We start from the raw sequence: 12,129 nt of genomic DNA on the forward strand, positions 1-12,129 counted from the left end.
CATACTGGCATTGAAAAGAACCTCTCCCCGGAGCCGCCTTGAGCACCCACGTTGCCCCGATTGCCCTCGATTTTGAGGAGGGTATAGACCGCAAGACTCTCCGTCGGCTGAGGGACCGGTTTCTCGTGGTCAACCAGCAGCGCTGGGACCGTGCCCATTCGGCGTTGTCCTACCGCCAGCAGATGGTTCTGGAGGTTCTGCCACTGGTGTTCCACCTCAATCATCCCGCCTTGCCGGGGTACCTGGATAGCGACTGCCCTTACGGCCTGAGTCACTACAAACCGCCAGACGCTACCATCAATGCGGCGAAGCGGCTGACCCGTACCTTTTCCCTGAAGGATGAAGGCAAGCGCAAACCGGATCTGGACGCCATGTTCCTGATGGGGAGCCCCGGTACTTTGGGGCATTCCGTTGCCAGTGATCTTGATGTCTGGCTCTGCCACCGCAACGATTTGCCGGAGCGGGGTATTCGCTGTCTCGAGCGCAAGGCGCAGAAGCTGGCCGGGTGGGCCGAATCCTTCGGCGTGGAGCTCCATGTGTTTGTTTTCTGTGCATCGGACTGGCGGGCCGGGCGCCAGCGGGCAGAGGTGACGGGGGAGAACTGTGGCAGTGCCCAGCACTTCCTGTTGCTGGACGAGTTCTACCGGACCAGCATCCACCTGGGCGGCGCCTGGCCGATGTGGTGGCTGATACCGGCCGACCAGGAAACCCGTTATGACCAGTGTATGCGAAAGCTGGTGGATTGCCGGTTTGTACGGGCCGAGGAGCACATTGATTTCGGCCCGGTCCCCTCGATACCGGAAGCAGAATTTCTGGGTGCCGGGGTCTGGCAGCTGTACAAGGGCATTGATGCCCCCTGGAAGTCCATTCTCAAGCTGCTGTTGATCGAATGCTATGCCCGGACCGCCGGGCAGGCGTTGCTGTCCGGTGAGTTCAAGCGGGCCGTCTTCCGGGGTGAAACCGACGCCGACAGTCTCGACCCCTATGTCATGCTTTATGACCGACTGGAGGGCTGGCTCTCCGGGCCGGAGGTGGCGTCGAGGCTGGACCTGGTTCGCCGCAGCCTGTACCTGAAAGCCGGCCTGCCGCTGACCCGTTCTGAGGTGTCCTCTGAGCAGTGGCGAACCCGTCTGCTGAGGCAGCTGGTTGAACGCTGGGACTGGCCGGAGAGCACGCTGGCGGAGCTGGATGAGCGCCAGCGCTGGCGGGCTGAGGATGTCACCACCCTGCGCCGGACGATCGTGAACGAGCTTACCCACAGCTACCGCTTGCTCTCAAAAATGGCCAGAGATCACGGCCAGCGGGCCGCCATCAGTGACAGCGATATCAACCTGTTGGGCCGTAAGCTGTACGCGGCGTTTCAGCGTAAAGCCGGCAAGATTGAACAGATCAATCCGGGCCTCGCGCCGTCGCTGGCGGAGGAGAATCTCGCTTTCCACCACCAGTCGGAGCAGGGTGGCAATGGTGAAGGCTGGTTGCTTTACCGGGACCTGGAAGATCCGGCCGATGCCTTCTGGCAGCCGGTTATCCGCCGCTCCGGCAATCTGGCCGAGCTGATGGTCTGGTGTTACTGCAATGGTCTGCTGACCCGCTCGACCCGGCTGAATGTCCGGGCGGGGACGAGCATTGCCTCGGTGAGCGAGCTGCGGGAGATGCTGGATGCCCTGTCCGGGTTCCTGTCATTCCCGGTTGCGCCTGCACCACGGGAGAGCCTGTCCCGGGGTGTCCGGCCCCTGAGAAATCTGTTGCTGGTCAATGTTGGCGTGGACCCACAGGCCCATCTTACGGACAAGGGGCTTCACAAGCTCAGCGCCCGGCACGATTCCCTCGGCTTCAGTGGCGGCCGGGAAAACCTGGTGATCAGCATCGATCAGATCACCTTCAACAGCTGGCACGAAGTCAGCCTGCAGCACTACGCTGCTGGCGACACGCTCATCCAGTGCCTGAAAAACGTTCTGGCATCGGTGGCGGCCAACCCAGCCGAATTGCCCGGCATTCTGGTGCATTGCCATAACCGGGGGCACGGCTCTGCCATTGCCCGCCGTGTCCAGGAGTTGTTTGCCGATGTCCTGAGGCCCTTCTTCGCCGGCGGTGCAGGGCCCCACCCGTTGCGCTACGTCATCGAAATGGATCGCCGTTATTTCCTGCTGCAGTTCAATGGCCTGGAGCCGGGCTTCGTGGCGCTGGAGAGCTTCGATGCCCTGATGGAGCACCTGGCGCTGCCCCAGGAGCGCTATCTGCCGGTGGTGTTCGATCGTTACGCGCTTCAGGACGAACCGGCCCTGCGGGCCGTTAGTCAGGCCAGTGAACCGGATAATATCCAGGTTTTTTTCCGGGTTCTGGGGGAACAGGCGCGGCTCTGGGTCGTTGATGAACTTGGCTCGGTGTTCAGCTGGGACCAGGCTGTGAACAGCCGTCGGCACCTGCTGGTGCCGGTGTTGCGGTTTCTGGACAACCTGATTGAACGGCGATTGCTCCGCCATACCGATTCGCCCGGCGTTGTTGCCGGGGTGCAATGCTACGAGATTGTCCGGCGCGACGGTGCCTGGCGTGCCGAATGCCGGCCGGAATCGGATTCGGGTGCGCCCTTGCCCGGGCTTGAGGTGCAGGCTGTCGGAATTCACGAAGGGGACAGCCGGCTGCGCTTTGATATTTTTTGTGGCGAGCAGGAATTTACCGTGCAGGAATACGGCGACCAGCTGATTCCCGCCGTGGCCCACTACATCCGTTCCCTGCGCCAGAGCGGCGAGGTTTACCCGGTGTACCTGACCGATGTCCATCTGCCCCACGATATTGACCCCAGGGTCTATCAGCAGGATATCCAGACCAGCCAGTACCTGTATTACCGGTCTGTGCTTGAGGATTCCCTGAATCGACAGCTTGCCAGAGGGCGCTGACCTCGCCGCGCGGTGCGGGTGTCAGGTATACTGCGGCCATAGTGAACTCAGGGGTAGCAGGTATGCGTGCGTGGACTCTTCCGATCATGGTGCTGTTGCTGGCGATCGCAACGAGTGGATGCGGTCAGAAAGGACCGTTGTACCGGGACAATCAGGATATTTCGGCCCGGGCTGCGGCCGAGGCATCTGATGAAGATAATCGTGACTAACGCTCCGGCCTTTCCGCCCCGTTAAACGAATCAGGAAACTCATGGATCATTTCAACTATCGCAACGGCGAGCTTTACGCCGAGGGTGTGGCTGTCTCTGCCATTGCCGGGCGCTTCGGCACGCCAGCGTACGTCTATTCCCGGGCGACCCTCGAGCGCCATTATCGCGCCTACGACGAAGCCCTCAAAGACCATCCCCATCTGGTGTGCTATGCGGTAAAAGCCAACAGCAACCTGGCTGTGCTGAATGTTCTGGCCCGGCTGGGCGCCGGCTTTGATATTGTCTCGGCGGGCGAGCTGGAGCGGGTGCTGCGGGCCGGCGGCGACCCGGCAAAGGTGGTGTTTTCAGGCGTTGGCAAGCAGGAATGGGAAATGAAGCGGGCGCTCGAGGTGGGTGTGCGCTGTTTCAACGTTGAGTCCGATACCGAGCTGGACCGACTGAATGCCGTGGCTGGCGAGCTTGGCGTCAGGGCGCCGGTTTCCCTGCGGGTGAACCCGGATGTTGATGCCGGCACCCATCCCTACATTTCCACGGGTCTGAAAGAGAACAAGTTCGGAATCGATATCGCCGAAGCGCCGGACGTATACACCCGCGCTGCGAGCCTGCCAAACCTGGAGATCAAGGGCGTGGACTGCCATATTGGCTCCCAGCTCACCACCGTCTCCCCGTTCCTGGATGCCCTGGACCGGGTGCTGGCCCTGATCGACACCCTGGCCGACCGAAGTATTCATATCCATCACCTGGATATGGGGGGCGGTCTGGGCGTTACCTACAATCAGGAGCAGCCACCGCAGCCGTCGGATTATGTCCGGGCGCTGGCGGAGCGTCTGGGTGACCGGAAGCTGGAGCTGATTCTCGAGCCCGGCCGTTCCATTGCCGCCAATGCCGGTATCCTGGTTACCAGGGTCGAGTTCCTGAAATGCACCGGGCACCGGAACTTTGCCATCATCGATGCCGCCATGAACGATCTGATCCGTCCGGCCCTTTACAGTGCCTGGCAGGCGATCATCCCGGTCACGCCGCATCAGGACGGCGAGGAAAAAGCCTGGGATCTGGTTGGGCCAGTCTGCGAAACCGGGGACTTCCTGGGTAAGGACCGTCACCTTCGCCTTCGGTCCGGGGACCTGCTGGCGGTTCGCTCTGCCGGCGCCTACGGCTTTGTCATGAGCTCCAACTACAACACCCGCAACCGGCCCCCGGAACTGATGGTCGATGGCGAGCAGGTGCATGTGGTCCGGCGCCGCGAAACCCTTGAAGACCAGCTCGCGCCCGAGAGCTGCCTTCCGGAATGAGCGGAGGCGAGGAGATGAACCAGCAGCGCCGGAGCCAGGGCCCCTTACTTCGGTTCACCAAGATGCACGGGCTGGGTAACGATTTCATGGTTGTGGATGCCATCAGCCAGCCGTTCCGGCTGCGCCCGGACACGATCCGGGATCTGGCCAACCGGAATTTCGGTATCGGGTTTGACCAGTTGCTGGTGGTGGAGCCGCCGGGTTTGCCCGACGTGGATTTCCGCTACCGTATTTTCAACGCGGACGGTTCCGAGGTGGAACAGTGCGGCAATGGCGCCCGTTGTTTCGCCCGGTTTGTCCGGGACCAGCACCTGACCAATAAAAAGGTGATACGGGTCCAGACCGCCAAGGGTGTGATCGAGCTGCGCGTTGGCCGGGATGGCATGGTCATGGTCAATATGGGGGTGCCTGAGCTGAATCCGCCGGCCATTCCGTTTGCTGCAGACCGTCGCAAGGACGTGTACACCGTGGATGTGGACGGCCAGACCGTGGAGCTCAGCGCTGTGTCCATGGGCAATCCCCACGGCGTGCTGGTGGTGGAGGACGTAGACACAGCGCCCGTGGACACCCTGGGGCCGAAGCTGGAGCGCCACCCCCGCTTCCCGGCCCGGGCCAACATCGGCTTCCTGCAGATACTGGATCGCAGCCACGCCCGCCTCCGGGTGTTCGAACGAGGCGCCGGCGAAACCCTGGCCTGCGGCAGCGGAGCCTGTGCCGCCGTGGTCGCTGGCTGTTTGCGTGGCCTGCTGGATTATCGGGTTGAAGTGGAGTTGCGCGGCGGCAAACTGGTCATTGAATGGCAGGGTGACGGGACCCCTGTTATGATGGAAGGGCCTGCAACCAGCGTATTTGAAGGGCAGTTAAGGCTGCCAGCTGATTCTGGCAGTCGCCGCCGAAAGGGCAGTGGCCGCCCCCACAAACAACGATCCTGACAGCCAGGAGTTCACCATGACAGAACAAACGGCCCGCCAGAAGGCCGGTGACCTCACCCGGAAAGAGGTGGCGGAGTACTTGCGGGCCAACCCCGATTTCTTTGTCGACCAGGACGAACTGCTGCGCAGTCTGACTCTGCCCCACGACAGCGGTCGCGCCATTTCCCTGGTCGAACGCCAGGTGCACCTGTTCCGCGAGCAGCGGGACACGCTGCGCAGGGAGCTGGTGGAGCTGGTGTCCATTGCCCGCCACAACGATCGCCTGTTTGAAAAGAGCAAGCGCCTGTTGATGCAGGTGATTGAAGCGCGGACCCTCAACGATATGGCCTCAGCCATTGATGACAGTATCCGTGGCGATTTCGGCCTCGACGCGGCCTCGGTGCTCCTGTTTACCGACGCTGAGCTACCGGAGGCCTCCCAGGGTGCCCTCCATGTGGTGAGCCCTTCGGTGGCCCGTGAACGACTGGGCAGCCTGCTTGAAGGCGAGCGGGCGGTGTGTGGCCAGTTCCGCGAGAGCGAACGGGAGTTCCTGTTTCCGGACCGGGAAGAGGCGATTGCTTCTGTCGCCCTGGTGCCCCTGCGTCATGATGAACTGGTGGGCGTGTTTGCCGTTGGCAGCTGCCAGCCGGGTTATTTTGACCAGAGCATGGGCTCGCTGTTTCTCAGCTACATCAGCGACACCCTGAGCCGGCTGCTGCCGCCCATGGTTCAGCGCCACACCATGGCCGCCCCGGTTACCGATATGGCGACGGAGTCGCGCTGAGGTGTCAGAGATTCCGGCGGCGTCGGACCTGCCCGATGAGCTGTGCGGGCCATTAACCGATTTCATCCGGCATCTGGCGTTCGAGACGCGGCATTCACCCAGAACCTGCGACAGCTATCAGCGGGACCTCCTGCGCCTTGCCCGGTGGCTGGCTGGCAGAGAGGTGCCTGCGTGGCGGCGGGTCACCAACCATGATCTTCGCCGCTATGTGGCTACTCTCAGCCGGGAAGGCCTCTCAGGCCGCAGTATTGCCCGGCACCTTTCGGCAACTCGCCGCTTTTTCCAGTTTCTGCTCAGGGAAAAGCTGGCGTCCGACAACCCGGCCCTGGACATCCGCGCGCCGAAGGGTGGCCGGCGCCTGCCCCGGGTGGCCGACGTCGACCAGCTGAGTCACCTGCTGGACAGCCAGCCGGACGACCCCCTCGAAGTTCGTGATCTGTGTATGTTTGAGCTGATGTATTCCTCCGGGCTGCGGCTGGCGGAACTGGCGAGCCTGGATACGGGAACCGTTGACCTGCGAAGTGGCGAGGTCCGGGTAGTCGGCAAAGGCGGTAAAGAGCGGCTGTTGCCAGTCGGGAAAAAAGCGGTGGAAGCGATCCGGGCCTGGCTGACTCAGAGGACGGCGCTGGCCAATGAGGGTGAAGACGCCCTGTTTGTCAGCCAGCGCGGTGGCCGGCTCAGTCACCGGAGCATTCAGGCCCGGCTTGGTCGCTGGGGGATCACCAGGGGGGCTGACCAGAAACTTCATCCCCATCTTCTGCGGCATTCCTTTGCCAGCCACATGCTTGAATCCAGTGGAGACCTTCGCGCCGTACAGGAACTGCTGGGACACGCCGACATCGCCACAACCCAGGTCTATACTCATCTTGATTTTCAGCATTTGGCCCGGGTTTATGACCAGAGTCACCCCAGAGCTCGCCGGGATAAGTATCATGGCAGGACCCATGGCGAAAACACCTCAGGTCAGTGACCGGCATGCCGGTCACTTCCACTCAATAACGGCACAGCCAGCGTAAACGGGAGCGCTCCATGGCATCCGATCCTTCCTGGAAGGAGAAATACCTTCAGAAACTCGAATCTGCTGATAACCGGGAAAAGCAGTGGAAGGCGGAGCGGAATACCCTTGAGCGTATGCTGGTGCGCACCAGCCTCGCATCCGAGGGTCAGACTCCAGAGCTTGACCGGTTGCTGGTCCGTATCCGCAAGGACCTACGGAAAAGCAGGGTGGATGTGGATGCCTGGAAGGAACTGCAGGACCAGATTGACCGCCAGGTAGCCCTGTTGGATGAACACCAGGCCTCCGGTGACAAGAAGCGGTCGTTTTTTTCGCGCAAAGAGCGGGAGCCAGAGCCAAAAAACGGTCCGGAGCCGCAACCAGAGCCTGAAATCGCCTCAGAAGCCGCTCATGCACCGGGCAATGGCCAGGATATTGAAGACAATGCCCAACGACTGCGCATTGCCCGCCGGGTTGGTCAGTTGCTGGGCCAGATGCTTACTCAGGTCTCTCTGGAACCCGCCGCCGAGGCCCGGGCCCGGGCCCTTCAGCAATCCCTGCTGGCAAGTAACGACTGGGACGAGTTGCGGGAAGGCCTGAATCATGTCGCGGAACTGGTCATTGCCGCGGTTACCCGGAGCAAGCGTGAGTTTGAGGCCTTTCTCAAGCGTCTGGATGAGCGACTCGAGATCCTGCGGGAACATTTCTCGGCCCAGTCCTCGGCCCAGACCGGTCGCCTTGATGCGTCAGAACATCTTGACCGGGAGATCCGCGAGGAAGTCGAGCGGGTCGGGCTGCAGTTGCAGGCCAGCGACAACCTCCGGGACCTCAAACAGTCTGTCAGTGGCCATCTGGAATCCATTGTTCAGGCGGTTGGCCGGTTCCGCACCCAGGAGTCAGAGCGTGAGCAGGTGCTTTCCGAGCAACTGGAGGCGATGCAGGAGAAAGTGGCCGCCATGGAGGCGCATTCAGAGCAGATGCAGGAACAGGTTCGCAAGGAACGTCTGCGAGCCATGACCGACCTGCTCACAGAGCTGCCGAACCGGGAAGCCTGGCAGGAGCGGCTGTCTTTCGAATGCAACCGCTGGCAGCGTTACCGTCATCCACTGACCATCGGCGTTCTCGATTTTTAAGCGAATCAATGACTCATACGGCCACAAGGCCGGGGACAGGGTGCTTCAGCTGGTTGCCAGGGAATTCAGGGAGCGGCTGCGCACCACCGATTTCGTGGCTCGCTTCGGGGGCGAGGAGTTTGTGGTGCTGTTCCCGGAAACCGGGCCCGCCGATGCCCGTACCGTCGTCGACAAGGTGCGGGAGCACGTCGGCAAGCTGCCATTTCATTTCCGGGGCGAGCCGGTAACCATTACCTTTTCTGCTGGCTTGGCGGGTTTTGTTTCGGGGGACACTGAAGAGTCGGTATTTGATCGGGCCGACCGCGCCCTTTACCAGGCCAAGGACGGGGGTCGCGATCGGGTTGTTATCAGTGAGGGCGCCGAGTCCTAGTGGCGCATCCGGGCATCCAGTTCATCGATAATCTCCGCCCAGTCACTGTCTTCCTCCAATCCTTCTTCCAGGAAATGGGACTGGCTCTCTGACCAGAAAGGGGCATCCTGGATAGCGACCTCGCTTGGCAGGGGGGAGTACCTGGCGACAAAATCCTCGATGCTCCTGGTGTCGGAGGCAAGGCCAAGCTGCTCAAATAAAGTGCTGAGGTTGTGTTTGCTGGTGTCCATGTCCATTCATCTCCTGTTGGCGGCTTGCCTGAATGAAATCGCCGGCGATTGCAGGTATTGTTCCCTGAAATGTAGCGGAACCCTTGAGGATTTCCAGTGAAGGTTAACCTTCCCCTCCTACTATGCTGCCTGCTGGCACTGTTTCAATCCCCGGTATGGGCGGACCCGCCGCAAACGTCGCCGGCGCCGGTACTCGGTATAAAGGAGCTGACCTGGCTGGCGGAGCAGGAACGCTTCCGGATAGGTCTGCGTAGTGCTCAGGTTCCGCTGGCTTTTGATACCGGCGAAGGTGCTCTGGCCGGAATCTACATCGATTATCTGGCCCGGTTATCGGAAAAGCTGGATGTGGCCATCGAACCCGTGATCCTTCGGTCGGAGAAAGACCGTGGCCCGGTTCAGCGCGAGTCTGAGACCGATGCCATTCTGACCACCCGGATGCCGGGCATGCCGGTGGTGCCGGGGAAACGGTTCACCGATCCGCTGATGTCCCTGACCTACGGCCTGTTTGTCAGTGCCGGCGATGCCGCCATTCGAACCCTGGCGGATCTGGAGGGCAGCCGGATTGCTGTCATCGACGGTGACCCGAATCAATACCCCATGCTCGACCCGGTGGAGGCGTTCACACCGGTTCCGGTCGCCAGTGTCAGCGAAGCCGTGGGGCAGGTTCTCTCTGGCAAGGCCGATGCATTTCTGGCACCGGTGCCTGTGGTTTCGGATTACCTGCAGTCGGCCATGGTGAACGGCATCGGCTTGTCGGATCTGCTCGATGACAATCCGGTGGATGTGGTGTTGCAGGTGGACGCCGGCAATGATCGTCTTTTTCAGGTACTGAACAAGGCCGTTTCGGCGATCAGCCACAACGAACATCGGGTGATCCGCCAGTCCTGGCTGCAATCGGGGCAGCCTGTGCTGGAGCGAACCGGGACCGAGCTATCTGCTTCCGACCATGACTGGCTGAAACGGCATCCTGATCTCAAGGTGGCCTTTCGCTCGGATTGGCCGCCGTTTGAATATTCCCAGGACGGCCGGCCCACTGGCCTGGTTCCGGATCTGCTGACCCGCCTCGAAGAGCAACTGAACATCCGGTTCACCCGTAAGTTGGCCGGGAGCCGGATGGACGCCGAAGACCAGCTCCGGTCCGGCGAGGTCGACATACTTCCCGGATTATCCCGGACGCCGCGTACCGAAGACGACTTTCTGTTTACCCGGGCCTACCTGACCGTACCTATAGCCCTTGCCATCCGGGATGACGGGCGCTTTATCGGCGATCTCCGGGAGCTTCGCAGTGAACGGGTGGGGGTGGTGAACCGGCACGCGGCCCACGACTACCTGCTGATTAACCACCCGAATCTGGACCTTTACCCCGTGGCCACCGTGGAGGAAGGGCTTCTGGCGCTCTCCAATGGGGATCTGGACGTTATGGTTACCCACATCCCGGCGGTCAGCTACACCGTGGCCCGGCTGGGCTTGTCGAACCTCCGGATCACCAGTATCACCCCTTACCAGTACGACCTCAGGCTGGCGGTCCGGAAGGACAGTCCGGAACTGCAGCGGGTGCTGAACAAGGCCCTGGGCAGCCTCGAGGCAAGCGAGACCGAGTCCATCTACAATCGCTGGATTCACCTCGATATTGAACAGGAAGCCGATTACACCGTGGTGCGCCGGGTGGTGCTCATTGCCATTGTCGTCGTTCTGATTTTCCTGTACTGGAACCGGAAACTGTCCCGGGAAGTGGATGAACGGATCCGTTCTGAAAATGCCCTTCGCCGCAGTGAGGACGAGTTGCGGGCGGCCAAGCTTGAAGCCGAGCGTCTCGCCCGGGAGGCAGAGGCCGCCAGCCTCGCGAAAAGCGAGTTCCTGGCAAACATGTCCCACGAAATACGGACACCGATGAACGCCGTGATCGGCTACAGTGATCTGCTCAGCAACACCGTGACCGATCCCCAGCAGCGAAACTATCTGGACGCCATCCGGGCTGGTAGCCGCAGCCTGCTAATGCTGATTAACGACATTCTGGATCTGTCCCGCATTGAAGCGGGGAAAATGCGGCTGGACTATTCCGCCGTGTCGGTGCGGCGACTGCTCGATGATGTCCGCCACATTTTCGATCTCCGGGCCCGGGAACAGGGCATCACCCTGGAGGTGAGTGTTGATTCCAAGATGCCGGCGGCCATGATGCTGGATGAAACCCGCCTGAGGCAGGTTCTGTTCAACCTGGTAGGCAATGCCATCAAATTCACCCATGAGGGTGGCGTTACTGTCCGCGCTACAGCGAAGCCCCTGAGGGTCCGGGGAGAGGGCGGCAGCCCGGGCTCCGAGACACCGGAACGCCAGTTTTACAAGCTGGTGGTGACCGTCAGGGATACCGGTATCGGTATCCCTCAGGATCAGATTGACCGGATTTTTGATGCCTTTGAGCAGCAGGAGGGCCAGAACACCCGGCGCTATGGGGGGACCGGCCTCGGCCTTGCCATCAGCCGAAAGCTGGCGCGGATGATGGGCGGAGAACTGGAAGTTGAGAGTGAATCAGGCACCGGCTCAGTGTTCACCGTGACCTTGCCGCGGGTTGAAGCGACCGTGGAAAAGGCGGAAGACGAAGGTGCCCCGAAAGAATCCGAGCGGCTGCTGGCCCAGACCCTCAGCATGCAGGAACGGGGCTGGCTGAGAGAACAGCTCGCGGCAGATTTTGGTGACGAGTGGAAAACGGTCAGGGAAAGCGGCGATCCGGAGCAGATGAAACATTTTGCCCGGCGGGTGCTTGCCTGGGGCCAGCGATTCCGGTCCCGTTCGGTGACTGGTTACGGGGAAAAACTGCTTGCCGATGTGGAGGCGTTCAACCTCGACGCCGTCAACAGCGCGCTCGAGGCGTTTCCGAAACTGCTGGGCCGCGATGACTGACCAACCCGGCAGCGGTGCTACAGGCAGTCAAACTGGGAGCGGCGGTCGAAGGCGACTGATACCATGTCGTAACCGGAATCCGACAGCTGCCGGATCAGCTCGCGGTCTTTTAGCAGCGTCATGCAGACTTTGTGAACACTGGCCTGAAGCTGTTCTGAGGCCAGCTGACTGGAGGCCAGGCGAAAATCTACAATCAGGTATTTTCGCTCTACCGGGGCGCTGGCCGGGATATCCTCCCGCTCGACGCTTTCATAACCGATGTAGGTTGCCTGTGCCTGCGGGAAAACCTGGCTCATCAGTACGTCCAGGTTTTCACCATGGGCAAGCGGTGCCGACAACAAAAGCGTTACGGCGGTGATGCGAAGTGATTGTGTGATCGTCATTGGAGACCACTCCCTGGTGATGTTCCGG

General features: G+C 61.2%; 11 protein-coding genes. 9 read left to right on the top strand and 2 right to left on the bottom strand.

Annotated features, from left to right (window positions below):
• Positions 1-38 precede the first annotated feature (38 nt).
• From AC13C0_RS07895 to AC13C0_RS07930, 8 genes are all read left to right on the top strand, one after another.
• A complete protein-coding gene (locus AC13C0_RS07895; protein WP_117619367.1) occupies positions 39-2,897 on the top strand; it encodes a class I adenylate cyclase in 2,859 nt (952 codons plus the stop codon).
• A gap of 62 nt (positions 2,898-2,959) precedes the next feature.
• Entirely contained in the window at positions 2,960-3,106 is a 147-nt protein-coding gene (gene lptM / locus AC13C0_RS07900; RefSeq protein WP_227539315.1) for an LPS translocon maturation chaperone LptM, read from the top strand.
• Positions 3,107-3,147: 41 nt separating this feature from the next.
• Positions 3,148-4,398 (top strand): diaminopimelate decarboxylase, encoded by a 1,251-nt coding sequence (gene lysA / locus AC13C0_RS07905; protein WP_117619368.1) that lies wholly within the window; start codon positions 3,148-3,150, stop codon positions 4,396-4,398.
• A 14-nt stretch (positions 4,399-4,412) separates the two neighbouring features.
• Positions 4,413-5,330 (top strand): diaminopimelate epimerase, encoded by a 918-nt coding sequence (gene dapF, locus AC13C0_RS07910; RefSeq protein WP_117619369.1) that lies wholly within the window; start codon positions 4,413-4,415, stop codon positions 5,328-5,330.
• A 16-nt stretch (positions 5,331-5,346) separates the two neighbouring features.
• Positions 5,347-6,093: a DUF484 family protein gene (locus AC13C0_RS07915; RefSeq protein WP_341581254.1), complete on the top strand. Its 747-nt coding sequence runs from the start codon at positions 5,347-5,349 to the stop codon at positions 6,091-6,093.
• Positions 6,094-6,121: 28 nt separating this feature from the next.
• Positions 6,122-7,063: a tyrosine recombinase XerC gene (xerC, locus tag AC13C0_RS07920; protein ID WP_341582819.1), complete on the top strand. Its 942-nt coding sequence runs from the start codon at positions 6,122-6,124 to the stop codon at positions 7,061-7,063.
• A gap of 59 nt (positions 7,064-7,122) precedes the next feature.
• Positions 7,123-8,220 carry a GGDEF domain-containing protein gene (locus AC13C0_RS07925; RefSeq protein ID WP_482954242.1) on the top strand — a complete coding sequence of 366 codons (1,098 nt, stop codon included), beginning with the start codon at positions 7,123-7,125 and terminating at the stop codon, positions 8,218-8,220.
• A 40-nt stretch (positions 8,221-8,260) separates the two neighbouring features.
• Positions 8,261-8,590, top strand: a complete 330-nt coding sequence (locus AC13C0_RS07930; protein ID WP_482954243.1) for a GGDEF domain-containing protein — start codon at positions 8,261-8,263, stop codon at positions 8,588-8,590.
• Here the strand turns inward: AC13C0_RS07930 and AC13C0_RS07935 are convergent.
• Positions 8,587-8,820 carry a DUF2789 domain-containing protein gene (locus tag AC13C0_RS07935; RefSeq protein WP_117620424.1) on the bottom strand — a complete coding sequence of 78 codons (234 nt, stop codon included), beginning with the start codon at positions 8,818-8,820 and terminating at the stop codon, positions 8,587-8,589. The two genes, AC13C0_RS07930 and AC13C0_RS07935, sit on opposite strands and share 4 nt — an antisense overlap.
• 96 nt (positions 8,821-8,916) lie before the next feature.
• Between AC13C0_RS07935 and AC13C0_RS07940 the strand changes: the two genes are divergently transcribed.
• Positions 8,917-11,718: an ATP-binding protein gene (locus AC13C0_RS07940; protein ID WP_341581255.1), complete on the top strand. Its 2,802-nt coding sequence runs from the start codon at positions 8,917-8,919 to the stop codon at positions 11,716-11,718.
• 17 nt (positions 11,719-11,735) lie between these two features.
• Here the strand turns inward: AC13C0_RS07940 and AC13C0_RS07945 are convergent, their stop codons facing one another.
• Entirely contained in the window at positions 11,736-12,101 is a 366-nt protein-coding gene (locus AC13C0_RS07945; RefSeq protein WP_117619373.1) for a hypothetical protein, read from the bottom strand.
• Between the last annotated feature and the right edge of the window lie 28 nt (positions 12,102-12,129).

The sequence above is a fragment of the Marinobacter sp. B-21 genome (assembly GCF_056857895.1).

What these genes read in the sequence shown, in the direction of transcription:
- lptM (WP_227539315.1), top strand. Translation starts at nt 2,960, where the DNA reads ATGCGTGCGTGGACTCTTCCGATCATGGTGCTGTTGCTGGCGATCGCA.
- lysA (WP_117619368.1), top strand. Translation starts at nt 3,148, where the DNA reads ATGGATCATTTCAACTATCGCAACGGCGAGCTTTACGCCGAGGGTGTG.
- dapF (WP_117619369.1), top strand. Translation starts at nt 4,413, where the DNA reads ATGAACCAGCAGCGCCGGAGCCAGGGCCCCTTACTTCGGTTCACCAAG.
- AC13C0_RS07915 (WP_341581254.1), top strand. Translation starts at nt 5,347, where the DNA reads ATGACAGAACAAACGGCCCGCCAGAAGGCCGGTGACCTCACCCGGAAA.
- AC13C0_RS07925 (WP_482954242.1), top strand. Translation starts at nt 7,123, where the DNA reads ATGGCATCCGATCCTTCCTGGAAGGAGAAATACCTTCAGAAACTCGAA.
- AC13C0_RS07935 (WP_117620424.1), bottom strand. Translation starts at nt 8,820, where the DNA reads ATGGACACCAGCAAACACAACCTCAGCACTTTATTTGAGCAGCTTGGC.
- AC13C0_RS07945 (WP_117619373.1), bottom strand. Translation starts at nt 12,101, where the DNA reads ATGACGATCACACAATCACTTCGCATCACCGCCGTAACGCTTTTGTTG.